The 22,811-nt window shown below is 67.9% G+C and carries 20 protein-coding genes; 11 read left to right on the top strand and 9 right to left on the bottom strand.

Going from position 1 to position 22,811, the window contains the following annotated elements; all coding sequences use genetic code 11:
- Positions 1 to 57: 57 nt before the first annotated feature.
- Positions 58 to 1,725, top strand: a complete 1,668-nt coding sequence (locus IQ292_RS01985) for a hypothetical protein (RefSeq protein ID WP_203308622.1) — start codon at positions 58 to 60, stop codon at positions 1,723 to 1,725.
- A gap of 150 nt (positions 1,726 to 1,875) precedes the next feature.
- Here the strand turns inward: IQ292_RS01985 and IQ292_RS01980 are convergent, their stop codons facing one another.
- Genes IQ292_RS01980 through IQ292_RS01965 form a run of 4 tightly spaced genes read right to left on the bottom strand, consistent with a single transcriptional unit; the run spans position 1,876 to position 4,908 of the window.
- A complete protein-coding gene (locus IQ292_RS01980; protein WP_203308621.1) occupies positions 1,876 to 2,184 on the bottom strand; it encodes a hypothetical protein in 309 nt (102 codons plus the stop codon).
- A 10-nt stretch (positions 2,185 to 2,194) separates the two neighbouring features.
- Positions 2,195 to 2,986 carry an enoyl-ACP reductase FabI gene (gene fabI / locus IQ292_RS01975; protein ID WP_203308859.1) on the bottom strand — a complete coding sequence of 264 codons (792 nt, stop codon included), beginning with the start codon at positions 2,984 to 2,986 and terminating at the stop codon, positions 2,195 to 2,197.
- 11 nt (positions 2,987 to 2,997) lie between these two features.
- Positions 2,998 to 3,951, bottom strand: a complete 954-nt coding sequence (locus IQ292_RS01970) for a YihY/virulence factor BrkB family protein (protein ID WP_203308620.1) — start codon at positions 3,949 to 3,951, stop codon at positions 2,998 to 3,000.
- Between the two features lie 9 nt (positions 3,952 to 3,960).
- Positions 3,961 to 4,908: a DnaJ C-terminal domain-containing protein gene (locus tag IQ292_RS01965; protein WP_203308619.1), complete on the bottom strand. Its 948-nt coding sequence runs from the start codon at positions 4,906 to 4,908 to the stop codon at positions 3,961 to 3,963.
- A gap of 95 nt (positions 4,909 to 5,003) precedes the next feature.
- Between IQ292_RS01965 and IQ292_RS01960 the strand changes: the two genes are divergently transcribed.
- Positions 5,004 to 5,267 (top strand): hypothetical protein, encoded by a 264-nt coding sequence (locus tag IQ292_RS01960; protein ID WP_203308618.1) that lies wholly within the window; start codon positions 5,004 to 5,006, stop codon positions 5,265 to 5,267.
- Between the two features lie 67 nt (positions 5,268 to 5,334).
- On the opposite strand, the gene ligD is transcribed toward IQ292_RS01960, so the two are convergent.
- Positions 5,335 to 7,836 carry a DNA ligase D gene (ligD, locus tag IQ292_RS01955; RefSeq protein ID WP_203308617.1) on the bottom strand — a complete coding sequence of 834 codons (2,502 nt, stop codon included), beginning with the start codon at positions 7,834 to 7,836 and terminating at the stop codon, positions 5,335 to 5,337.
- Positions 7,837 to 7,869: 33 nt separating this feature from the next.
- A complete protein-coding gene (gene ku / locus IQ292_RS01950; protein WP_203308616.1) occupies positions 7,870 to 8,763 on the bottom strand; it encodes a non-homologous end joining protein Ku in 894 nt (297 codons plus the stop codon).
- A 112-nt stretch (positions 8,764 to 8,875) separates the two neighbouring features.
- Between ku and pdxH the strand changes: the two genes are divergently transcribed.
- Genes pdxH through IQ292_RS01935 form a run of 3 tightly spaced genes read left to right on the top strand, consistent with a single transcriptional unit; the run spans position 8,876 to position 11,215 of the window.
- The gene (gene pdxH, locus IQ292_RS01945) at positions 8,876 to 9,454 is read left to right on the top strand and encodes a pyridoxamine 5'-phosphate oxidase (RefSeq protein ID WP_203308615.1); all 579 of its coding nucleotides are present in this window, start codon (positions 8,876 to 8,878) and stop codon (positions 9,452 to 9,454) included.
- A complete protein-coding gene (locus IQ292_RS01940; RefSeq protein ID WP_203308614.1) occupies positions 9,451 to 10,404 on the top strand; it encodes a cation diffusion facilitator family transporter in 954 nt (317 codons plus the stop codon). The genes pdxH and IQ292_RS01940 overlap by 4 nt, the downstream gene beginning before the upstream one ends.
- Before the next feature lie 13 nt (positions 10,405 to 10,417).
- The gene (locus IQ292_RS01935; protein WP_203308613.1) at positions 10,418 to 11,215 is read left to right on the top strand and encodes a PhzF family phenazine biosynthesis protein; all 798 of its coding nucleotides are present in this window, start codon (positions 10,418 to 10,420) and stop codon (positions 11,213 to 11,215) included.
- Between the two features lie 76 nt (positions 11,216 to 11,291).
- Here IQ292_RS01935 and mnmA read toward each other — a convergent pair whose 3' ends face one another.
- The gene (gene mnmA / locus IQ292_RS01930) at positions 11,292 to 12,395 is read right to left on the bottom strand and encodes a tRNA 2-thiouridine(34) synthase MnmA (RefSeq protein WP_203308612.1); all 1,104 of its coding nucleotides are present in this window, start codon (positions 12,393 to 12,395) and stop codon (positions 11,292 to 11,294) included.
- Positions 12,396 to 12,535: 140 nt separating this feature from the next.
- Here mnmA and IQ292_RS01925 point away from each other — a divergent pair, with 140 nt between their 5' ends.
- Positions 12,536 to 12,763 carry a hypothetical protein gene (locus IQ292_RS01925; protein WP_203308611.1) on the top strand — a complete coding sequence of 76 codons (228 nt, stop codon included), beginning with the start codon at positions 12,536 to 12,538 and terminating at the stop codon, positions 12,761 to 12,763.
- 104 nt (positions 12,764 to 12,867) lie between these two features.
- On the top strand, positions 12,868 to 13,167 hold the full coding sequence (sciP, locus tag IQ292_RS01920) for a CtrA inhibitor SciP (RefSeq protein ID WP_115378580.1): 300 nt from the start codon (positions 12,868 to 12,870) through the stop codon (positions 13,165 to 13,167).
- Positions 13,168 to 13,300: 133 nt separating this feature from the next.
- Here sciP and IQ292_RS01915 read toward each other — a convergent pair whose 3' ends face one another.
- Both IQ292_RS01915 and IQ292_RS01910 read right to left on the bottom strand, forming a co-directional pair.
- On the bottom strand, positions 13,301 to 14,488 hold the full coding sequence (locus IQ292_RS01915) for a sensor histidine kinase (RefSeq protein ID WP_203308610.1): 1,188 nt from the start codon (positions 14,486 to 14,488) through the stop codon (positions 13,301 to 13,303).
- A complete protein-coding gene (locus IQ292_RS01910) occupies positions 14,478 to 15,722 on the bottom strand; it encodes a sigma-54-dependent transcriptional regulator (protein WP_203308609.1) in 1,245 nt (414 codons plus the stop codon). The genes IQ292_RS01915 and IQ292_RS01910 overlap by 11 nt, the downstream gene beginning before the upstream one ends.
- A 171-nt stretch (positions 15,723 to 15,893) precedes the next feature.
- Here IQ292_RS01910 and IQ292_RS01905 point away from each other — a divergent pair, with 171 nt between their 5' ends.
- From IQ292_RS01905 to IQ292_RS01890, 4 genes are all read left to right on the top strand, one after another.
- Positions 15,894 to 17,141, top strand: coding sequence for an efflux RND transporter periplasmic adaptor subunit (locus IQ292_RS01905; protein WP_203308608.1), 1,248 nt, complete (start codon positions 15,894 to 15,896; stop codon positions 17,139 to 17,141).
- Positions 17,142 to 17,149: 8 nt separating this feature from the next.
- Positions 17,150 to 17,830 carry an ABC transporter ATP-binding protein gene (locus IQ292_RS01900; protein WP_203308607.1) on the top strand — a complete coding sequence of 227 codons (681 nt, stop codon included), beginning with the start codon at positions 17,150 to 17,152 and terminating at the stop codon, positions 17,828 to 17,830.
- 121 nt (positions 17,831 to 17,951) lie between these two features.
- Positions 17,952 to 20,369, top strand: coding sequence for an ABC transporter permease (locus tag IQ292_RS01895; RefSeq protein WP_203308606.1), 2,418 nt, complete (start codon positions 17,952 to 17,954; stop codon positions 20,367 to 20,369).
- Positions 20,370 to 20,380: 11 nt separating this feature from the next.
- The gene (locus IQ292_RS01890) at positions 20,381 to 22,801 is read left to right on the top strand and encodes an ABC transporter permease (protein ID WP_203308605.1); all 2,421 of its coding nucleotides are present in this window, start codon (positions 20,381 to 20,383) and stop codon (positions 22,799 to 22,801) included.
- Positions 22,802 to 22,811: the final 10 nt, after the last annotated feature.

The following is a 22,811-nucleotide window of genomic DNA, read 5'->3' as shown; positions in this document are numbered from 1 at the left end:
CTAGCGTCGCGACGACGGCGGGATGCGCCGATTCGAAGGCCTGATTGGGGGATTGGGATGCGATTGGGGGGATGTGCGATCGTCGCTGCGGCGCTCGCGAGCGCGACGCCGGCACTGGCGGAAGCCGACAAGGTCGATTTCGAGACCTGCGACGGACTGCAGGCGCCCGGCAAGCAGGCGGATGGCATGCGTCCGCCGTCGTCCGTCTCATCCTGGAGAATGGCGGGGGATCGCAACGGCGCGGCGATCGCCGCCTGTACCCGTGCGCTCGCCAGTCCGCGCTTGCTGCCGACGCAGACGCTGCGGCGTGTCCACCTGCTGCGCGCCCGTGCAGCCGCGAACATGGCCAGCGACGCGATCCCCGCCGCCATCGCCGACTTGGAGGCAGCCGAGGCGGCGGGTGCGCCGCTGGCCGGCGCCCCCTTCTACAAGCGAAGCATGGGCGTTTCGCTGTCGCTGCTACGGGCGATCGCGCTCGCCCGGCAGGGCGATGTCGCGGCGGCGGGCCCGCTGGCGCGCGCGGCGATGGCGGCGCGCCCCTATGCGCTGCATGTCCAGCTCGCGGGGGAAAGCGTGCTCGAGCAGCTGTCCGATGGCGGGGTCGCGGCGATGGACAGCGTCGTCCGGCTCGATCCCGATCTGTCCACCAAGCTGATCCTGCTCGAAACCGCGGCAGGACATCATGCCAGGGTGCTCGAACTGGCGCCCCGCACCGATGCCGCCTGGCCTGTGGCGCGCCTCGCGCCCATGGCGCTGGCGGTGCAAGCGCCCGATGGCAAGGCGCTGTTGCGCGCGCTTACGCTGACGCTGCACACCGCTTATGCCCGCGCCGCGACAGGTGATGCGGCCGGCGCACGGCGCGACGTCGCCAATGCAATGACGCATCTCGATGCGCTGCTGCCGGTGGCCAGCGCCGATCCAAAGGCCGGGGCGGGGAGCGTGCAGGGCGCGGCATTCGTCGGGATGCTCAACGAGAACGTGCGCAAATTCGCGGGAGACTATGGCCGGCTGGTCGAGGCACGGATCGCGATCGACCAGAAGCGCCCGGCCGAAGCGCTCGCCGCGATCGGCCCGGTGACGATCAGGCCTGGCGTGACAATGCCGTACAGCGGACCGTTGCTCGACGTGACGACGAAGCTTCGCCCGATGCTGACCGCCGATCAGGCGCAGTCGCTTCCCGATACCACGTCGATCGTCGCGCAACTGGCGAAGGCGCGCGGCGACGCCCTGGTCGCAGCGATTCCCCTGGCGATGATCGTGCCGGAAACGCCGCGTGCCGTCATCGATTACAACCGCGCGCGCCCGAACATCCTCGGGGCGCTGGTGGGCGGCGCCTTGTCGATGGGCACCAGCCTGCTCGGCGGCATCAAGCGCACCGACGGCTTCCGATCGACGCTGAATCCCGACGGTACCCAAAAAGTCGAGTTCATCGGCAATTCGAGTTCGCCGGCGGTGATCCAGGAAATGACGCTGCTGCGCGCGGCCGAGGTGACGCGCGGCGCCGGCAAAGCTGCCTTCGCGATCACGACGCGGGCCGATTATTCGCGGCAGCTGGTCCAGTCGCAATATGGCCGCGAAATCAGTCGCACCCCGACCGGCTTCAAGAGCGAGTTGACGATCCGCCCGCTCGACCCCGGGGCAGATACGACGCACGCGATCGATGCCACGGCGGTGATCGATGCCTTGGGCCCGCTCTATTACGAGGAGAAGAAGCCGGCGGCCTGATCCGCGATCGCGGTGAACCGCGTGATGCTGAGCATGAGGCCCGGTGATCGAGGGACGGATCGGGCCGGTTCTTCCTGGCGGGGCAGGCAAACCCCGTCGCTATTGCGATGCAATCGCCGGTCCGCCGCGAAGCGCTTGCCGCGCTTGCGTTCAGCGCTGCGGGCCGGGATCGATGCGGAAGGCGCGGAGAAGCGCGCGCCGGGCGGGACCGGCGATCAGGACGGCCAGCAATACGCCGATGCTCGCGCCCGCGCTGCCCGCCCCCGATATCCATCCCCATTGGGGCGCGATCCAGCCGCCGATCCACACGCCGGCGATGATCAGCGCCAATGCCAACGTGTCGCCGACCGCCCGCGCATGCGCCTCACGCGGCGTTACGGCCCGTTCGTACCGGCCGCGTTGCCAGCCGTAATATCCGGCGAGCATGGCGATCAGCGCGAGAGCGGCGGATAGCGTCATCGTCGAGTCTTCAGGCGAGCGCGATGTCCGGCGCATCCTCGGCCTTCATGCCGATGACGTTATAACCTGCGTCGACATGATGGATCTCTCCGGTCACGCCCGCCGACAGATCGGACAGCATGTACAGGCCGGCACCGCCGACATCCTCGATCGTGACGGTGCGGCGCAACGGCGCGTTCAGCTCGTTCCACTTGAGGATATAGTTGAAGTCGCCGATGCCCCGCGCCGCCAGCGTCTGGATCGGCCCGGCGGAGATGGCGTTGACGCGGATGTTTTCCGGCCCAAGGTCGACCGCGAGATATTTGACGCTGGTCTCCAGCGCGGCCTTCGCCACGCCCATGACGTTGTAATGCGGAATGACCTTTTCGGCGCCATAATAGGTCAGCGTCAGGATCGCGCCGCCGTTCGGCATCATCGCGCGCGCGCGCTGCGCCACCGCGACCAGCGAATAGGCGGAGATGTTCATCGTCATCAGGAAATTGTCGAGCGTCGTGTCGTAATAGCGCCCGCGCAGCTGCGACTTGTCGGAGAACCCGATCGCGTGGACGACGAAATCGATCGTCGGCCATTCCGCCTTCAGCGCCGCGAACGTCGCGTCCAGCGCGGCCATGTCGGACACGTCGCAGTCGAACAGCCGCGCGACGCCGAGCTGCTCCGCGAGCGGGCGCACGCGCTTCTCCATCGCCGCGCCCTGATAGGAAAAGGCCAGCTCCGCCCCCGCTTCGGACAATTGCTTGGCGATTCCCCAGGCCAGCGACTTGTCGTTCGCCAGTCCCATGATCAGCCCGCGCTTGCCCGCCATCAACCCCGTCGTCACGCCGCCTGTGCCTCCACCTTGTGCGTCGCGCCTTCCTCTAGCGCCGGTTCGGGTGGTTCCGCCAGTGCCGCGTTGAGATGCGCGCCGAACACGAGGCCGAGGCCGATCAGGTAGAAGAACAGCAGCATGACGACCACGCCCGCCAGGCTGCCGTAGGTGAGGTCATAGCCGCCGAGATGGCTGAGCACCAAGGGCAGCAACGCCGTCATCGACACCCACCAGCCCGCCGTGAACAGCGCGCCGGGCCATTTCGGGCAGTCGGAATGGCGGTATTTGCCGGGCGTCACCGAGTAGAACAGCAGGTAGAGCGCGCCGTACATCACGATGCCGGGGATCACGCGCGACAGGCCAACCCAGCCGGCGGCGTCGCGGGCGAACGGGAGCAGGCGGTAGATGAACTGTTCGGCGGCGGTCAGGATACCCTGGATGAGGAAGCTCATCAGCGCGATCACCACCGACAGGATGATGACACCCGACGACGACAGGCGGGATCGCCAGAAGGGCACGCTCGCCTTGGTCCCATAAGCGCGATGGAACATGTCGCGGATGGTTTCGATGAACCCCCCGACGGTCCACAATCCGACGAGGCCGCCGAGCCATAGAAGCGATCCCGTCCGCGCGACGAGCACGTCGGCGATCGGTTTGCGCAGGATTTCGGCGACGTCAGGCGGAAGGACGTGGAGGAAGGAGGCGACGGCGCGCTGCGTCTCGGCGCTCTGGCCCAGCAGCGACAGCACCGCCGCCGCCGTGATGAAGAATGGAAACACCGTCATCAGCGCCAGATAGGCCAGATTGCCGGCGTGGATGAAGCCATCGTTGAACACGCCGATCGCGGCGCGCTTGGTCACTTCCCAGGCCGCGGCGGGCGGCCGCAGCTTCGCGAGACGCTGGCGGGCGCCGCGATGCTGATGCGCGCGATCTTCGGGGGTATAGGCTATGGTATCTGTCACGTCATGGCGTCAGACGCCCATCGCCGCGCGCGGGTTCCGCCCGTCGGACCATCCTTCGACGAACTGTTGCAGCGCTGCATCATCCGCCGGCACGTCGATCATCAGCGTGACGAGCTGGTCGCCGCGCGTTCCGTCCTTCCGGTGGAACCCCTTGCCCTTGAGGCGCAGCGTCTTTCCCGACGTCGTGCCCTTGGGCACCGTCAGCATCACCGCCTTGTCGACGGTCGGCACGCGCACCTGTCCGCCAAGCACCGCCTCGCGCAGCGACAAGGGCAGATCGAGGCGGACATCGTCGCCGTCGCGGGTGAAGAAGCGGTGCGGCTGTATCTCGATCGTCACGATCGCGTCGCCGGCGCCCCCCGGACCCTGCTCGCCCTTGCCGCCCAGCCGCATCTGCGTGCCATCCTCGACGCCGGCGGGCAGCTTGAGGTCGATCGTCTTGCCGTCGCCCAGCGTCACGCGCTGCGGGCTGAGCGTCGCGGCATCGACGAAGGGCACGCGCAGCGAATAGGCGACATTCGCACCCTTCGGCTGCGGTCGACGGCCGAAACCGCTGGCGAAGCCGCCGCCACGCGCGCCACCGCCGCCGAACAGGCCCTCGAATATGTCCCCCATGTCGCCGGCATCGCCGCCGAATTCGAAACCGGCGCTGCTGAAGCCGCCGCCGGCGCCGGGCCGGGCATAGGTACCGCCGCCGCCCGGCCGAGCGCCGCCATAGCCGAAGGGGGAGGCGGGATTGCCGTCGCCGTCGATCTCGCCCCGGTCGAAGCGGGCGCGCTTGTCCTTGTCGGTCAGCAGGTCGTAGGCGGACGTCACCTGGCTGAACCGCTCGGCCGCCTTGGGATTGTCCTTGTTCCGATCGGGATGCAGTTCCTTGGCGAGCTTGCGATACGCCTTCTTGATGTCCGCCTCGGACGCATCGCGCGCGACGCCCAGGGTCTTGTAAGGATCGGCCATTGGGTCCCCGTTGGTGTATTACCGACCTATGTGGGGGAGGGCGAGGCGCAACGCAATCGGCTCGACGCTCGTTGAAGGCCGCAAGGAGACGGACGATGAGCGACAAGCAGCCAACGCAGGCGATGGATACCGACCATGAAGGCGCGCACGACGGCGTCGGCGACGCACCGGGCAAGCGCGCGGGCGGCGGCGAAAGTGGCGGCGGCGCCTATCCCAACCCGCATACAGCCAAGGGCGGGGGCGATGCCGGCGGCGGCTTCATGGAACATGGCGGCCAGTCGGAGATCGACTATTCGGGCACGGGCGACAAGGATACCGACGATACCGTCGGCAACGACAATGCGGTGACAAAGGAATAGCTTGGCATTTCCGCTGTCGAGAAGCGGGCCGGCAGGAGGGCGTGCCATAGTCGGTGCCCTCCCGGTCTCAGATATCCGGCAACAGCTGGTCCGCGATACCCCAGCCCTGCAAGGCGCGCGACGTCGCACGGGCAAGCAGCGCGTCGCGATCGGCGACCGACCAGCGCGCCGCGCTATCGAGGTCGCGCAACTCGCTCCACGATACCGGGGCTGCAACCGGGGCGCCGGCACGCGCGCGGGCCGCATAGGGCATGATGGCGGTGCTGCCGCGCTGGTTGCGCAAATAGTCGATGAAGATTCGCCCCTTGCGCTTCGCCTTGGTCATGACCGCAACGAAGCGATCCGGATCGGCCGCGGCGAGTGCCTTGGCGAAGCGCTCGGCGAAGTCACGGACAATTGGCCATTCGGCCCCTGGCATCAGCGGCACGACGACATGGACGCCCTTTCCGCCCGACAGCAACGGAAAGCTGGTCAGGCCGATCTCGGCGAGCTGGTCGGCGACATATTGCGCGGCCTTCCGCGTTTCCGCGAAGTCCAGCGCCTCGTCGGGATCCAGGTCGAAGACCATGCGGTCAGGCGTTTCCAGTGCATCGATCGTCGATCCCCAGCCGTGGAATTCGATCGTCCCCATCTGCACGCAGGCGACCAGCCCGTCCGCGTCGTCGACCCACAGATAGGGTTCGGTGCTGCCGTCCTTTTCGGTGATGTCGACGTGGTGGACATGATCGCCGAAGCTGCCCGCGTCATGTTTCTGGAAGAAGCACGCCTTGGCGCGGCCTTGCGGGCAACGGACAAGACTGACCGGCCGTCGCCCCGTCCAGGGCAGCACGACGGGCGCGAGCGCCGCATAATAATCGGCAAGGTCGCCCTTGGTGACCTGGCTGTCGGGAAAGATCACGCGATCGCGGCTTGATACCTTGACCGTCACGGGCGGTGCGCCTTGTGCGGGTGCCGGTTCCGGCGTCTCGACGACCACGTCCTGCGCTCGCTTGTCGCCTCGCAATCCGATGAAGCTCGGGTGGCGTAGCAGGCCGTCCGGCGTCACCTCGGTGAAGGCGATTTCCGCGACGAGCTTCGGACTGACCCACTGCGCCCCGCGGACCATGGCGCGCGGCGCCTCGACCGTCGGCGTCTTGCGTGCGAGCCGGGACAATTGTGCGGCGATCGCGTCCATGCGGCTGGCGTCGAAGCCGGTGCCGACCTTTCCCGCGTACCGCAGCCGGCCGTTCTCGTGCACGCCCAGCAGCAGCGAGCGAAAGCCGCGCTTCTTGTCCGACGGCAGCCAGCCGACGATGACGAATTCCTGCCGACGGGTGCATTTCGCCTTGAGCCAGGCGCGCGTGCGGCCCGACCGATAGGGCGCGTCGGCGCGCTTGGAGACCACGCCTTCCAGTCCCTCGCGGCACATCGTCTCGAACAGGGGCTCGCCCGCGCCCAGCACATGTTCGGCGAACTGCAGCCGTTCGCCGGCCGGCAGCAGCGCGCGCAGCCGCTCCTTGCGCGCCAGATTGGGCAAGGCGCGCAGATCCTCGCCGTCGTGCTCGAGACAATCGAACGCGAACAGCGTCATCGCGCCGCCGCCGGCGATCGCATCCTTGAGCGTGGAGAAATCGGGACGCCCGTCCTTGAACGCGACGATCTCTCCATCGATCAGCGCGCTGCCCGGGATGGCGGCGGCGGCCTGTGCGATCGCCGCGAACTTGTCCGTCCAATCCAGGCCGTTGCGCGTGAAGACCGTCGCCTGGCCTCCCGCGACCGCGACGAGCGCACGATAGCCGTCATACTTCACCTCGTGCATCCATCCGCTGCCCGCCGGCACCGCTTCCACCAACGTGCACAATTGCGGTTCGATGAAAGCCGGGGCTTTCGCTTCGGCAGAAGCGGGGGACGCCCGTCGTCTACGCCGGCTCGTGCCCGGTGTCGCCGCGCTCTTTGCGGGTGATCCGGCGCTTCCGCCGGTGGTGCGCCCCGGCGCCGCCTTGCCGCGGCGGGACGGCGTCTTCCCTTCAGCGATCTCCTGCATCGTGCGGCCGGTCGCGACGCTGGTCAGCGCCTCCTCGGTCAGCGTGTCCGTCCCTGCGGCGAAGGCGTCGTCGATCTTGCGCAGCAGCCAGTTCTCGCGCCGCTCCTTGCCGCGTGGCTTCAGGCGGATCAGCAGCCATTCGCCCTTCATCCGCTCGCCGTCCAGCACGAAGTGGAGATGGCCCTTTTCCAGGTCCTTCGCCGATTTACCGGCGACGGGCGACCAGGTGCCGCGATCCCATAGCATGACGGTGCCGCCGCCATATTCCCCTGCGGGGATCGCGCCCTCGAACGTCGCATAGGACAAAGGATGATCTTCGGTGCGTACCGCGAGACGCTTTTCGTCCGGGTCGAGGCTCGGGCCGCGCGTCACCGCCCAGCTCTTCAGCACGCCGTCGATCTCGAGCCGGAAGTCCCAGTGCAGCCGGGTCGCGTCGTGCTTCTGCACCATGAAGCTGTTGCCGTGGCCGGGGGCGAGCGTGCCGGCTGGCTCGGCGGTCTTCGCGAAGTCGCGCTTGGCGTTGTACGCGGCGAGCGGATCGGTCATCGGCGTGCGCCGAAATGACGGTGGAGGGGGCGGTCAGGCACGTTTCTTCGCCGCGGCCTTGGTGGCCGGCTTCTTGGCTGGCGTCTTCGCCGCCGGCTTGCGGGACGGGGCCGTCTTCGCGGGTGCCGCGTCCGCCTTGCCGCCTTCCATCGATTTCTTGAGCGCCGCCATCAGGTCGACGACGTTGCTGCCTGAACGCCCGCCGCCCTCGTCCTTCTCCTCGATGATCTTGCGACCCTTCGCCTTTCGCTTGCGTTCGATCAGGTCTTTCAGCGCGTCGACATAGCGGTCGTGGAACTCCTGCGGATCGAAGGCGCCCGTCTTCTTGTCGATCAACGCCTGCGCCAGATCGAGAAGGTCGGGATCCGGCTTGTCGTCGGGAATCTCGCGGAAATAGCTCTGCGCCTTGTTGACCTCGTCGGCATAGCGCAGCGTTTCCAGTACCATGCCGCGCCCGCACGGCTTCAGGCTGACGACATATTCACGCCCCCTCAGCGCGAGCTGGCCCAGGCCGACCTTCTTCGACCGCTTCAACGCCTCGCGCAGAACGATGAAGGCCTCCTCGGCCAGATCGTCCGCCGGAACGACGAAATAGGGCTTTTCGTAGTAAATGACGTCGATCTCGCTGGCGTCGACGAATTGCGTCAGCTCCAGCGTTTTCTTGGATTCGAGCTTCACCGCATCGATCTCGTCCTGCTCGAGCAGCACGAATTCGCCCTTCGACACCTCATAGCCCTTCATGATCTCGTCGGTATCGACGGGGCCGATGCCGGTGACGACCTTCTCGTAATGGATCGGTTTGCCGCTGGGTTCGTGGATCTGCTTGAACGAAACGGTCGCGCCGCTGCGCGTCGCCGAATAGATTTCTACCGGGATCGAGACGAGGGCGAGGCGGATCTGGCCTTGCCAATAGGCGCGTGCGGGCATGGGACAGAGCCTTGACGTTGCGGAAGCGATTCAATTCGCCGGCGGATGACGGGTTCCGCGGTGATCTGGATCGGGCTGTGACAGCGGCGGCATTTTCGGTTAGGGCGCGCGCATGGCTGACGATCCCTTCGCGCTGTTCGACGCCTGGCTGCAAGAGGCCGAGGCGGGCGAACCCAACGACCCCAATGCCATGGCGCTCGCGACGGTCGACGCCTCCGGTCAGCCGTCCGTCCGGATGGTGCTGCTGAAGGGGCATGGCCCCGACGGATTCGTCTTCTACACCAATCGTGAAAGCCGCAAGGCGGCCGCTCTTGCTGCGGTGCCCAAGGCGGGCCTGCTGTTCCATTGGAAGTCGCTCCGCCGCCAGATCCGGATCGACGGAACCGTCGAGCGCGTCGGCGATGCGGAATCGGACGCCTATTTCGTCACCCGCGGGCGCGACTCGCGACTTGGCGCCTGGGCCTCCGACCAGTCGCGCCCGCTCGACACGCGCGAGACGTTCGAGGCGCGGTTCGCGGCGATGCAGGTGCGCTTCGAAGGGCAGGACGTGCCCAGGCCGCCGCATTGGGGCGGCTATCGCGTGGTTCCCGATCGGATCGAGTTCTGGCAGGACCGTGCGCATCGCCTGCACGAACGCAGGCTCTTCACCCGCGACGGCGACGGCTGGACCGAAGGACTGCTGTATCCATGACCCAGGACGAACGACGCAGGATCATACCCCTTGCGACGCGTGCGGCGCTCGCCAGCGTCGCCATGGCGTGTTTCCTGCTGGCGCTCAAAAGCTACGCGGCGTGGCAGACCGGATCGATCGCGATGCTCGGCAGCCTTGCCGATACCGCGCTCGACCTGCTCGCCAGCCTCGTGACGCTGTATGGCGTGCGGCTGGCGGCGACACCCGCCGACCATGACCATCGCTTCGGCCACGGCAAGGCGGAGGCGCTGGCGGCGCTGTTCCAGGTCGCGCTGATCACCGCGTCGGCGGGCGGGATCGCCTGGCGCGCCATCCAGGCGCTGGGCGCGGACACCGCGACCGGCGACGCCGAATTCGGCATCGGCGTCTCCATCATCGCGATCGTCGCGACCATGGTCCTGCTATGGTACCAGCGCCGCATCATCCGCCAGACCGGGTCGGTCGCCATCATGGCGGACAATGTCCATTATCAGTCGGACGTGCTGCTCAACGGATCGGTGATGGTCGCGCTGATCGTCGACCAGTATCTGGGCTTCCACAAAGCCGATCCGCTGTTCGGCATCGCTATCGCGATCTGGCTGGCCTGGGGCGCCTTCCAGGCTTCGTCGACCGCGATCGATCAGCTGATGGACAAGGAATGGCCGGAAGACCAGCGTGCCGCCTTCCTCGACGTCGCGGCACGCCAGCCGGGGCTGAAGGGTATTCACGATTTCCGTACGCGCCGTTCGGGCAGCCACGATTTCGCGCAATTCCACATGGAGGTCGACCGGCACCTGACGGTCGGCGCGGCGCATGATATCGTCGAGAATGTCGAGAAGAGCCTGCGCAGCGCCTTTCCTAAGGTCGAGGTGCTGATCCATCTCGATCCGGAGGGCCATGTCGATACCGACAACCCGCTGGTCGAGGCGGACGTGACGCCGCACTGGTTCGGCAAACGCGTCGGCTATTGAGGAAGTCCCGAACATGCGCATTCCGTTCAGCCAGATCGACGCCTTTGCCGATGCGCCTTTCGCCGGCAATCCGGCGGCGGTGATGCCGCTGTCGACGTGGCTCGAAGATGCGACGCTGCAGGCGATCGCGGCCGAGAACAACCTCTCGGAAACCGCCTTCCTCGTACCCGACGCGAGCGGACAGGCGGATTTCGAGCTGCGTTGGTTCACCCCGGCATCAGAGGTGCGCCTGTGCGGCCATGCGACGCTGGCGAGCGGGCATTTCGTGCTCTCTTCGGGAGAGCCGCGTGATGCGGTGCGGTTCCGGACGCGGCAGGCGGGCATCCTGACGGTGGCCCGGGTCGGCGCCGGCTACGAGCTGGCGCTGCCCGCCTGGAAGCCGGAATCCAAGTCCTTGCCGGACGTGGTGGCGGCGCTGGGTGTCGGGGATGTCGTCGAAACCTTGTGGCGCGAGGGCGGCTATGGCGTGGTCGTTCTGTCGTCCGAGGCGGCGGTGCGCGCGGTGCAGCCCGATTTCAGGGCGCTTGCAGCGACCGGAGAGCATCAGGCGATCGTCACCGCCCGCGGCGACACGGCCGATGTCGTCAGCCGCGTCTTCGTTCCCGCCTTCGGCATCGACGAGGATCCGGTGACCGGATCGGCGCATGCGGTGATCGTGCCCTATTGGGCGGAGGCGCTGGGCCGAGACACCTTCACCGCCTATCAGGCGAGCGGACGGGGCGGGCGCTTGACCTGCCGTCTGGACGGCGATCGTTCCGTCCTCGGCGGACAGTGCATCACGGTGATCGAGGGTACGTTCCTGCTGCCGTGACCTCTTGGTGTGCGATCCAGCAAAGCTGGATCGGCGCGATACCGGCCCTCACCCCTCCCCGTCGGGGGAGGATTCGTTACGCGGCCGCGAGGGCGGCTTCGGTTTCCGCGATCCAGCCGCCACCGAGCACCCGGTCACCTGCATAGAGCACCGCCGCCTGGCCCGGCGCCACGCCATATTCGGGCATGTCGAACACCAGGCGCTCGCCGATCATGCGCGCCGGCACGGGCTTGGCCATCGAGCGGACCTTGGCGGTCAGCGGGCCGTCGAGCGGACCCAGACGGTTGAGATCGGTAAGCCGTGCCGCCGCGACGGCGAGCGCGGCGCGAGGACCGACGACGACACGCTTCGTCTCGGCGTCCAGCCGCACGACATAGAGCGGTTCGGCGGTGCCGCCGATCTCCAGCCCGCGTCGCTGGCCGACGGTGAAATGGATGATGCCGCGGTGCTCGCCCAGCTTTCGGCCGCCGAGATCGACGATGTCGCCGGCGGTATCGGCGTCCGGGCGCAGCTTCTTGACCAGTCCGGCATAGTCGCCGTCGGGTACGAAGCAGATGTCCTGGCTGTCCGGCTTGCCCGCGACGGCAAGACCCATGTCGGCGGCCAGTTCGCGCACCCGCGCCTTGGGTAGGGGCCCCAGCGGAAAGCGCAGGAAGTCCAGCTGTTCCTGCGTCGTGCCGAACAGGAAATAGCTCTGGTCGCGTGCGGGATCGGCACCGCGGTGCAACTCGGCTCCCTGCGGACCGACGACACGCCGCACGTAGTGGCCGGTGGCGAGGCAGTCCGCGCCAAGCTCGCGAGCCATTTGGAGGAGGTCGGTGAACTTCGGCCCGGTGTTGCATTGGACGCAGGGAATGGGCGTGCGACCGGCGAGATATTCGTCGGCGAAGCGGTCGACCACCGTCTCGCGAAAGCGGCTTTCGTGATCGAATACGTAGTGCGCGATGCCAAGCCGGTCGCACACCGCGCGCGCGTCGCGGATGTCGCGGCCGGCGCAGCAGGCGCCGGCGCGACCGATCGCCTCGCCGTGATCGTAGAGCTGCAGCGTCACGCCGATCGTTTCCGCACCGGTGCGCGCGGCGAGCGCGGCGACCACCGAGCTGTCGACGCCCCCCGACATCGCGACCACGATACGCCGCGACCCTACGGGCCCGGCCAACTGGAAATCCACATCGTCCATGATGGCGCGTCCCATACGCCCTTTCCGGTCCGGCGGCAAAGTTCGCGAAGGATCACGAGGCATTGTGCGGCGCTTTTACGGACCCTTCATCCTGTGTGGCCTAAACCGTCCGTCCCGAACGACGATGTGGGCGTACGCTTTTGGATCTGAGCTTTCCCGGTTTCGACAAGGATGCGGAGGTTACCCGGCTGCCGGGCGACCTCGCCGTGCTCATGGTCGGTATCGCGGCGCGCCAGAATGCCAGCGCGACTGCGGCGGCGCAGGCGCAATTCGGCCGGGTTCGCAACATCGGGCGGCTGCTCCAGCCGCTCGACGGCGCGTTCAACGGCCCGATGGCGGCGGCGCTTATGCGGTGGGGCGAGGGGTGAACGCGATATTTACCGAGGCGCTTCAGGTGATCTTCAAGCGTCGTCGTTAGGGAAGCGTATCGAATGTTGAACGTAGGCCTGCTGGCCCCGGTCGAGGTTGAGTAATGATCGAGAACCAGAAAATCCGTCCCGCCAAGGTCATCGGCCCGCTCGGAGAGTCGCTGACCCTGGATTCGCTGCCGCCCCCGTCGACGACGCGGTGGGTGGTCCGTCGCAAGGCGGAAGTGGTCGCCGCGGTCAACGGCGGCCTCCTGTCGGTGGACGAGGTCTGCGAACGGTACGGCCTGACGGTCGAGGAATTCGCGGGATGGCAGCGCGCGATCGACCGGTCGGGCATGCCCGGACTGCGCGTGACGCGCATCCAGCATTACAAATCGCTGTACGAGCGCCAGCAGAAATACTGATCCGCGCGCCCTGGCGCCGCATGCCGGCCCGCCTTTCCCCGGTTCGTACCGGGTGCAAAGGCGGGCCGGTTTCGATTCGGGGAGGCGGCGGTTCTTGCCCGGGCCGGCACGCGATCTCTGCGGCCGGCGTGAGTCAGAACCCCCGCGGTAGCGGCAGCCTCGCCTCGAAACGGGTATGATCGTCGATGCGCGGCAGGAGGCGGACGTCGCCGCCATGACCGCGCACGATCTGACGGGCGAGCGCCAGCCCGACCCCGCTGCCCGACGGCTTGGTCGTCATGAATGGGTGAAAGATCGAGTCGGTCAGGTCGGCGGGAACGGCAGGGCCGTCATTGCCGATCGTCACGACGGCGCCATCGGCATCGCGCGACGCCGTCAGCGTCACGGCGCCGGGACGATCGCGCTCCGTCGCCTCCGCCGCATTCTGCAATATCGCCCACAGCGCCGCAGTGAGCTGGTCGGCATCCGCGATGACGCTCGGCGGCGCGTGCTGCATATCGACCGCAAGCGGTATCGCGGGCCAGCGGACCGCGAACAGCCGGGCGAGGTCGGCCACGAGGTCGGCGGTCGCGATCCGGGTCCGCTTGGGCGCGGGAAGGCGGGCCAGACTGCGATAGGCGTCACCGAATCGCTGAAGCCCGCCGGCGCGACGCGCGATGGTCTCCGCCGCCTCGCGTACCGCCTCCAGATCCAGCGGCAGATCGTGCAGCATCGCGGCGACGGTGTCGGCAAGCGATGCGATCGGCGTCAGCGCGTTGACGATCTCGTGGCTGAGGATCTGGACGAGTTCGCGCAGGGCGGTCGCCTCCGCGGCCTTCAACTCGGCGTCGATATCGATCAGCGCGCCGACCTGCGCCACCCGCCCTCCGAGCAGAAGTTCGCCGGCCGCGAGGGCAAAGGGGCGCGGCATGCCGGCAAGCTCGAGCGTGACGGTGGCGGTGCGGCCCGGCTGCGTGCGTGCCAGCGCGTCGAGCAATGCGGCTGGCGGCGCGGGAAGCACGTCGTCCGCGCCGAAAAGCCGGCGCGCGGCGCGGTTGACCGCGCGCAGCACACCGGCCTCCAGCACGACGAGCGGCGCAGGCGACAGGTCGAGATAGGCGGTCAGCCGGCGATGATCGTCCTCGCCCCGCATGGCCGCGGGGGGCGGCAGCGGCAGGGGCGGGCGGGTGGCGATCACGGCGGCGGCGGCGGTCCAACCGGCGACGAGCAGCGCGAGCACGGTCGTAGCATAGAGGCCTGAGGCGGCGCTCCACGCTGCCGCGCCTCCCGCGAAGGTGCCGACCGCGACGCGGATACCGGCTGCGAGCCGATCAGAGACCATAGCGGGCCATCCGCCGGTAGAGCGCGGCGCGCGTCAGGCCCAGTTCGGCGGCGGCGCGACTGACGTTGAATGCGTGCCGTTGGAGCGCCGCGGCGACGAGCGCCGCTTCGCTGCGCGCGAGATTGAGATCGGCGGCAAGCGCGCGCGGCGCGAGATCGTCGGGTGGCAGCGCCAGCGCGAGATCGGCGACATCATGCGCCGGGGCGGTGCCGAGCAGCACCGCGCGCTCGGTTGCGCGACGCAGGCCGCGGACATTGTCCGGCCATGGGTCCGCCGCGATGGCGCGTGCGGCTTCGGGTGTCAGCGGGCGCGCCGGCTTGCCGTACCGCCCCGCGAAGACGCCAAGGAAATGCTGCGCCAGCAACAGCGCGTCATCGTCGCGCGCGGCGAGCGGGGGCAGGTCGATCTCGATCGTCGCGACGCGGTCGAGCAGGTCCTCGTGCAGCGCGCTACGCAGCGTCGCGCGATCGAGGCGGCTGGTCGCGATCACGCGGTCCCGGCCGAGCGCCCGCGCCAGCGTCGCGTGCAGCACCGGGGCAAGTCGATCGATCTGGTCGATGACCAGCGTCGCGCCGGCGGCCTCGGCCAGCGTCGCGTCGAGAACGGCGGCATCCGCCGCCGCGGCATCCAGTGTCACCAGCGGCCGATCGCTCCGTGGCGAACCTCGGTGAATCAGCGTCGCGGCCAGCGTCTTGCCGCTGCCGGGGCCGCCGCTCAGCAACACCGGCGCGTCGGTGGGCGCGATCCGCGCGATCAGCCCGCGGACCGCGGCGATCGCAGCGCTCTCCCCGAGCAAGGCCGGTGCCGCATCGGGCGCGGGTGCCGGCGCGGCGTCGAGCTTGGCGCGCCGCAGCGCGACGCCGCGTTCGACGGTCGCGAGCAGGCGGGCGTTGCTCCATGGCTTGATGACGAAATCCGCCGCACCGCCGCGCATCGCCTGCACCGCCACCTGGATGCCGCTATGCCCGGTGACGACGATGACGACCGCATGGCGATCGGCAGCCATCAGCCGGTCGAGCAGGGCGAAACCCTCCTCGCCGCTGGTCCGGCCGCGCGCGAAATTGAGGTCGAGCAGGATCACGTCGGCGGGGCGCTGTGCCAGGCTGACCCAGGCGGCATCCGGATCCGCGGCGCAGGCGACGGCCATGCCGTGGCGCTCGAGCAGCAGCTGCGCGGCTCGCGCGATATCGGGATCGTCGTCGACGACGAGAATGGTCGGTGATTCGGTTGACATCACGCCTGCACTGTCCGGAAACGGACACTGGCTACAGGTACGTACGGCCCCTTGGCTAGAGGTTCGAGAAATAGATAGCTAAAACAGCGCTTTAGGCGTGCGCCGGGTGTCCGGTCTACACTGTCCGGCATGTTGGACACGCCTTCTTCGACCCCGATCAGCGGCGCAGGCATGGATCGCCGTATCGAGCGGCCATCCGCCAAACGTCGCAAGCGGCTGATCCGCATCGCAATCGGTTTGGCGATCGCCTGCGCCGCCGCCGTGCTGTGGTGGCTGATGCCGGGCGGCAACAGCCTTGCGGTGGACGCGCAGTCCATCCGCACGGGCGCGGTGACGCGCGAGGCGTTCCGCGACTTCGTGCCGCTGCGGACCGAGGTCGCGCCGCTGCGCACCGTCTATGTCGCCGCGGTACAGGGCGGCTCGGTGGCGCAGGTGATCGCCGCGGACGGCACGATGGTCGCGGCCGGCGCGCCGCTCGCGCGCCTGTCCAACCCCGGTCTCGAACTCGACGTCGCCAGCCGCTCCGCGACGATCGTCGGCCAGCTCAGTGCCAACAGCGGCGAGCGGCTTTCCGTGCAGCGCACGCGCCAGGACAGTGCCCGCGACGTCGCCGACGCACGCAACGCCCTGTCCAAGGCGCAGACCGCGCTGCGCCAAAAGCAGGTGCTGTTCGACAAGGGTTTCGTCACCGCCGCCGCGATCGATCCGCTGCGCGAGGAAGTCGCCTACCAGTCCAATCGCGTGGCCGCGCTCACCGCGGGTCAGGCACAGGCCAACGGCACCCTTGCCGATCAGTCCACCGGCATCGCCGCGACGGCGCGCGAACTGCGCGAAAGCCTGGCGATGGTGCGGGCGAGTCTCGCGGCGCTCACCGTCCGCGCGCCGGTCGCGGGACGGCTCACCGCCTTCACCATCCAGCCCGGACAGATCCTCAAGGCTGGCGACCCGGTCGGCCAGATCGATTCGGAAGGACAGTGGAAACTCGTCGCCGATGTCGACCAATTCTACCTCGGCCGCGTGCGGACCGGGCTGCCGGCGACCGCCGACCTCGACGGAGGGACCTATGCGCTCCACGTCATCCGTATCCTGCCGCAGGTGACGGAAGGGCGGTTCCGCGTCGAATTGGGCTTCGACGATCGGGTTCCGACCGGGCTCAACCGTGGCCAGACGCTCGACGTGCGCCTCGTGCTCGGCGCGGACCGGCCCGCGACGGTCGTACCGACGGGCGGCTGGCTCGATGCGGGCGGCACCACGGCCTTCGTCATGGACGGCGACAAGCGGGCGGTGCGGCGGGCGATCCAGACCGGTCGCCGCAATCCCGACCAGGTCGAGGTGACGAGCGGCCTGTCCCCCGGCGAGCGCATCGTGACGACGCCGCTTTCGACCTACGCCCAATACCAGACCCTCCTCATCCGATAGGACTTGCCATGATCCAGCTTCAGGACGTCAGCCGCACCTATGCTTCCGACGAGGTCGAAACCACGGCCTTGGGCGGCATCGACCTTCACGTCGAGGGTGGCGAATTCGTCGCCATCATGGGCCCCTCGGGGTGCGGCAAGTCCACGCTTCTCAACATCCTGGGCACGATCGACCGGCCGAGCGGCGGACGGTATGTGTTCGAGGGAGAGGACATCGCCCGCGCGCCGGAGGCGGAACTGGCGAAGCTGCGCCGCGACAGGCTGGGCTTCGTGTTCCAGAGCTTCAACCTGATCGACGAACTGACGATCGCGGAGAATGTCGCGCTTGGCCTCGCCTATCGGTCGATGCCCGCGCGCGAAAAGAAGGATCGGATCGCCGCGGCGATGGACCGCGTCGGCATCGCCCACCGCCAGCGGCACCATCCGCATCAACTGTCGGGCGGTCAGCAGCAGCGTGCCGCCATCGCGCGCGCGATCGTCGGCGAGCCGCGGCTGATCCTGGCGGACGAGCCGACCGGCAACCTGGACACCGCCAATGGCGCACAGGTGATGGAGATCCTGCAGCAGCTGAACGCGGAGGGCGCGACGATCGTGATGGTCACGCACAGCCCCGCGCATGCCGACATCGCGAAGCGCACCGTCCATATGCTGGACGGCCGTATCCTCGCCTCCGCGCGGCTGGCGGCGTGATGCTGCGCCGCGCCCCTCGCACGCGCGGCAACGGTGTCATCGTCGTGCTGCTCGTCCTCGTCCTGCTGCTCGTGCTGCGCATCGCGTCGCAGACCAAGCCCGTCGCCTGAAGGTGATCGCCATGTCCTCCTCGGCCTCCGCCCTCGTCAGCTTCTACCGCGCGCTGACCCGCCACCGCCTGTTCGCCCTGCTCAACATCGGCGGCCTCGCGCTCGGTATCGCGGTGTTCCTGCTGCTGTTCCTCTACGTGCGGTTCGAGACGGGCTATGACCGTTTCCTGCCGGATGCGGACAAGCTCTACATCGTCCAGGAACGCTATTTTACCCCGGGGTATCGGAAGGAGGCGAACCCCTACACGATGGGTGCCTTCCTCGATCACCTGCATGGCGACTACCCGGACGTGAAGGGTACCCGCTATTGGGAGCAGAACGCGACCATCCACCAGGGCAGCAACGTCACCGACGAGCATCTGACCGTCGTCGATCCCAATTTCTTTACGTTGTTCCGCCTCCCGGCGATCAGCGGCGATCCGACGAAGGTGCTGGGGGATCCGGACACGGCCGTCGTGACGGAGCGGATCGCGCGGAAATATTTCGGGACCGTGCCGGCGATCGGCCGCACGCTGACGATCACGATCGATGGCAAGACCTTCACCTATCGCGTGGGCGCGGTGATTGCGGACTTGCCGGACGATTTCAGTTTCTCGGCCGACATCTTCATTCCGCTGGTTCGCGCGCGCTTTGCCAACGAGTGGTTTGATCACTGGGGCAGCACCTCGCTCGCGACGTTTCTCCTTTTTCCGGATGCGGCGGCGGCCAAGGCCTTCGAAGGCGAACTGGCGCGCTTCGCCGAGCGTCACGTCTTCCCGGACGGCAATATCAAGAAGGGGCAATGGCAGCAGTCGCTTCGCCCCCTGGTCGACAATCATCTCTACGACCCCGCCGACCGTAGTGCGGTGACGACGCTCGGCATCGTCGGGCTGCTCACCTTGCTGATCGCCATCGTCAATTACGTCAATTTGGCGACCGCGCGGGCGGGCCTGCGCGCGCGCGAGGTCGCGATTCGCAAGGTGCTGGGCGGCACGCGCACCGCGCTGCTGCGCCAGTTCATGCTGGAAGCGACGGCGACCGTTGCGCTCGCCGCGCTGATCGGACTGGCAATCGCCGAACTCGCATTGCCGCTGGTCAACGCGGCCGGCGGCATGTCGCTGGCGATCCGCTATGCCGGCCCCGAATCGATCCTGTGGCCGCTGGTACTCATGGTCGTCGTCGTCGGTGGCGTGGCGGGCATCTACCCGGCACTGGTCCTGACTCGCTTCCGGCCGGCGGCGGTGCTCGCCTCGGCAAGGGCGCCTGGCGGCGGACGGGCGGGTGCCCGACTGCGCGCTGCCCTCGTCGTCGGCCAGTTCGCCATCGCCATCGCCTTCGGCATCAGCACGGTGACGATGCTGGCGCAGGCCGCGCACGTTCGTGCCGCCGATCTCGGCTTCCGGCGCGACGGCCTGTTCATCCTGTCCAAATACGCGTGGGTGGACGAGGATCAGCAACCAGGCGTGCTGCGCGCTTATGCGGCGCTGCCCGGCGTCACGGCGGTGACGTCCGCGCAGAACGCGCCCGGCGACCAGATGATGACCAACACGTCGAACATCTACCGCGCAGGGCTCGACGAAAGCCGCGGGCGTTCGACCATGGATGTCGTCGTCGGCGACGCATATTTTCCGACGGTGGGCGCGCGCCTTATCGCCGGCCGGCTGTTCGACACGGCCCATCCCGCCGACGACACGGCCTTGCGGCAGAAGGGTAGCAAGGCACCGTATAACGTCGTCATCAATCGCACCGCCGCAGCTAACTTGGGTTTCGCGAGCCCGGCGGCGGCCATCGGTCAGTCGCTCGCCGGCAACGGAACGATGACGATCATCGGCGTCGTCGACGACTTGCGTTTCCGCGGCCCGCGCGAGCCAGTCGCCAGCGTCGAGTACCGCTATTCCAGCAAGCCGTTCGGCAGCCCCTACGGCATGGTCCGCTACACGGGCGATCCCGCCGCCTTCCGCGACATCGCCGAGGCGACGTGGAAGCGGGTCGCGCCCGCGGTCCCCTTCGCGGGGCGCACGGTCGAGGAAAATCTGTACCAGCGGTACTACAAGACGGACAAGCAACGCGCCAACCTGTTCACCATCGGTGCGGTGCTGGCGGTGCTGATCGGCTGCATCGGTCTCTACGGGCTTGCCGCCTTCGACACCGCGCGGCGGATCAAGGAGATCGGCATCCGCAAGACCTTGGGTGCGTCGACCCAGGATGTGCTCAGGCTGCTGATCGGACAGTTCATGCGACCGGTGGTCCTCGCCAACATCGTCGCCTGGCCCGTCGCCTTCGTCGCGATGCGGCGCTGGCTCGGCGGCTTCGACGATCGCATCGCGCTGTCGCCGCTGTTCTTCGTCGCGGTGGCGTTGGTCGCCGCCGCAATCGCGGCGGCGACGGTCTTCGCCCAGGCGTGGCGCGTCGCCCGCGCGGAGCCCGCGCGCGCCTTGCGCTACGAATAGGAGGGGGTCCCATGCATTCGGCGCTGGTTTCCTTCTACCGCACAGTTGTCCGGCATAAGTTGCATACCGCGCTCGATATCGGCGGTCTTGCACTTGGTATTGCCGTGTTCCTCACGCTCGCGCTGTACGTACGGTTCGAGACGAGTTTCGAGCGATGGCTGCCGCATCATGAGCAGATCTACGTCGTCGGTACCGAGGTCCACTTGCCGGGCAGCGTGATCAACGGCGTCTATCCCGCGACGATGGGCGGCCTGCTCGAGCAGATGCAGGCGGCGTTTCCGGGCCTCACCGGTACACGCATGCGGGGCGGGACAGGCGGCGGCGTGGTACGCGATGGCGTGACGACAAAGGAGGATGTGACGCAGGTCGATGCGTCCTTTTTCGATGTCTTCGCCCTGCCGATGGTCGCGGGGCAGGGCGCTGGCGCGTTGCGTGACCCCGCAGCGGTGCTGATCAGCCGGGCGGTGGCCGCACGTTATTTCGGCCATGATGATCCGATCGGCCAGACGCTGACGATCGCGTTAGATGCGCCGGTCCGCTATCACGTTGCTGGCGTATTCGAGGACATTCCCGCCAATAGCGATCTTAAGGCTGGTCTGCTGATACCCATGCCGTCATTGCCGCCACCAGGCGAATGGGCATGGAATAAATGGGGCACGGCGTCGCTAACAACCTACCTGCGCTTCCCCACTCCAGCGGCGGCGGCGGCGTTCGCAGCCAAGCTGCCTCCGTTTGTCGACGCCCGAGCGCGGCCGGATGTTGGGCCGGGAGCGTCGAAATGGCTCTCGCTGCCGCTGATGCCGCTGAGGGACGTGCATCTGCATCCGGTCGGTGCGGAAAGCGCCAGCCGGAGGATGATGGTCGCGGTGTTGGGCGCCATAGGCCTGATGACTTTGGCGATTGCCGTGTTCAACCACGTGAACCTCGCGACCGCGCGAGGCATCTTGCGCGCACGGGAGGTGGCGCTGCGCAAGGTGACGGGCGCCACGCGCGCGACGTTGATCCGCCAGTTCGTCGGTGAGGCGGTCCTGATGGTCGGCTTGGCGGCGCTCGTCGGGTTGGCGCTGGCGGAGGTCGGGTTGCCGTTCGTCAATGCCGCGGCCGGAACCTCGCTGACGGTCCCTTATGGCTGGGCCTTGCCGCTACTGGTTTTGCTGACGGGCGTGGTCGGTTTCCTCGCAGGCTTCTATCCAGCCATCGTTCAGTCAACCTACCCCGCCGCTGCGGCTTTATCCGCCGCTCCTGCACCGGCAGGCGGTCGCGGAAAGCGCCGCCTGCGTGAGGCATTGATCGTCCTCCAGTTCACGCTAGCAATCATCTTCGCCATCGGAACGTTGGTGATGATGCTTGAGGTCGCGCATCTACGCGGCAGCGATCTCGGCTTTCAGCGGCGCGGGCTAATCACCGTCGCATCACTCGCCGATAAAGGGCTTGCACCGGATCAGGTGCGAAGCGTCGTCAGCGCGATCCGCCGCCTGCCCGGTGTGAACTCGATAGGCCTCGCTACGGCCGGCCCGGGCGGGGACGGCAGCAGCATCGCGGATGCCATCGAGACCCCCGGTCAGGCCAATGGCGGGCCAATCTTGCAACTTGTCAGCGTCGGGCCCGGATTCTTCGACACCTATGGCGCCCGCTTGCTTGCCGGGCGCGTGTTCGACGGTCGGCATCCGGGGGACGATTCGAGCAACTGGAAGAGGTGGAATGCGGGGCGCATGATCGTGTTGAGCCGCCAGGCTGCGCAGACTTTGGGCTTTGCCACACCTGGAGACGCGATCGGCCGAACGGTCGGCTATCCCCGTCCGCGTACCATCGTCGGCGTGATAGAGGATATGCGCTTCCTTTCTACGCATCAGCCTGACGGCGGCAGCTACTACATCTTTTATCCCGATCAACCGCCGCAGCCAGTTGCCGCCGTGCGTTTCCGGGGCGATCCACGGGCGATGTTGGACCGGATCGCCAGCGTGTGGCGGCGGGAGGCGCCGCAGGTGCCGTTTCGCGGCGACACTGTCGATGCACGCATCGCCAGCCTTTATGAGGTGGACACCCGGGCGATGCGCCTCTTCACCATCGGCGCGATGCTTGCGCTGATGATCGCGTGCATCGGGCTCTACGGTCTTGCCGCGTTCGACACCGCGCGCCGAGTGCGGGAGATCGGCATCCGCAAGACGCTGGGCGCCTCGACGACGGAGATGCTGCGCATGCTGGTCGGCCAGTTCCTGCGTCCGGTGGTCGTCGCCACCGTGCTGGCCTGGCCGATCGCCTTTTACGCGATGCGCCAATGGCTCGCCGCCTTCGCCGATCGGATCGCGCTGTCGCCGCTCTATTTCCTCGGTGCCGGCGCGGCGGCGCTCGTGATCGCGGCGGCGACGGTCCTCGCCCAGTCATGGCGCGTCGCCCGCGCGGAGCCCGCGCGCGCCTTGCGCTACGAATAGGGGACTACTC

Source organism: Sphingomonas beigongshangi, from assembly GCF_016820445.1.
In the GTDB taxonomy this organism is placed as follows: Bacteria; Pseudomonadota; Alphaproteobacteria; order Sphingomonadales; family Sphingomonadaceae; genus Sphingomonas; species Sphingomonas beigongshangi.
The sequence above is the reverse complement of the archived record's forward strand: the minus strand, read 5'-3'. Positions and strand labels throughout refer to the sequence as shown.

Coding starts and splice junctions, on each gene's coding strand:
- IQ292_RS01980 (WP_203308621.1), bottom strand. CDS start 2,184: ATGACGCTATCCGCCGCTCTCGCGCTGATCGCCATGCTCGCCGGATAT.
- IQ292_RS01965 (WP_203308619.1), bottom strand. CDS start 4,908: ATGGCCGATCCTTACAAGACCCTGGGCGTCGCGCGCGATGCGTCCGAG.
- sciP (WP_115378580.1), top strand. CDS start 12,868: ATGATCGAGAACCAGAAAATCCGTCCCGCCAAGGTCATCGGCCCGCTC.
- IQ292_RS01985 (WP_203308622.1), top strand. CDS start 58: ATGCGATTGGGGGGATGTGCGATCGTCGCTGCGGCGCTCGCGAGCGCG.
- IQ292_RS01915 (WP_203308610.1), bottom strand. CDS start 14,488: ATGGTCTCTGATCGGCTCGCAGCCGGTATCCGCGTCGCGGTCGGCACC.
- IQ292_RS01900 (WP_203308607.1), top strand. CDS start 17,150: ATGATCCAGCTTCAGGACGTCAGCCGCACCTATGCTTCCGACGAGGTC.
- IQ292_RS01910 (WP_203308609.1), bottom strand. CDS start 15,722: ATGTCAACCGAATCACCGACCATTCTCGTCGTCGACGACGATCCCGAT.
- IQ292_RS01935 (WP_203308613.1), top strand. CDS start 10,418: ATGCGCATTCCGTTCAGCCAGATCGACGCCTTTGCCGATGCGCCTTTC.
- IQ292_RS01905 (WP_203308608.1), top strand. CDS start 15,894: ATGGATCGCCGTATCGAGCGGCCATCCGCCAAACGTCGCAAGCGGCTG.
- ligD (WP_203308617.1), bottom strand. CDS start 7,836: ATGACCGATCCGCTCGCCGCGTACAACGCCAAGCGCGACTTCGCGAAG.
- mnmA (WP_203308612.1), bottom strand. CDS start 12,395: ATGGACGATGTGGATTTCCAGTTGGCCGGGCCCGTAGGGTCGCGGCGT.
- IQ292_RS01940 (WP_203308614.1), top strand. CDS start 9,451: ATGACCCAGGACGAACGACGCAGGATCATACCCCTTGCGACGCGTGCG.
- pdxH (WP_203308615.1), top strand. CDS start 8,876: ATGGCTGACGATCCCTTCGCGCTGTTCGACGCCTGGCTGCAAGAGGCC.
- IQ292_RS01960 (WP_203308618.1), top strand. CDS start 5,004: ATGAGCGACAAGCAGCCAACGCAGGCGATGGATACCGACCATGAAGGC.
- ku (WP_203308616.1), bottom strand. CDS start 8,763: ATGCCCGCACGCGCCTATTGGCAAGGCCAGATCCGCCTCGCCCTCGTC.
- IQ292_RS01890 (WP_203308605.1), top strand. CDS start 20,381: ATGCATTCGGCGCTGGTTTCCTTCTACCGCACAGTTGTCCGGCATAAG.
- fabI (WP_203308859.1), bottom strand. CDS start 2,986: ATGGCGGGCAAGCGCGGGCTGATCATGGGACTGGCGAACGACAAGTCG.
- IQ292_RS01895 (WP_203308606.1), top strand. CDS start 17,952: ATGTCCTCCTCGGCCTCCGCCCTCGTCAGCTTCTACCGCGCGCTGACC.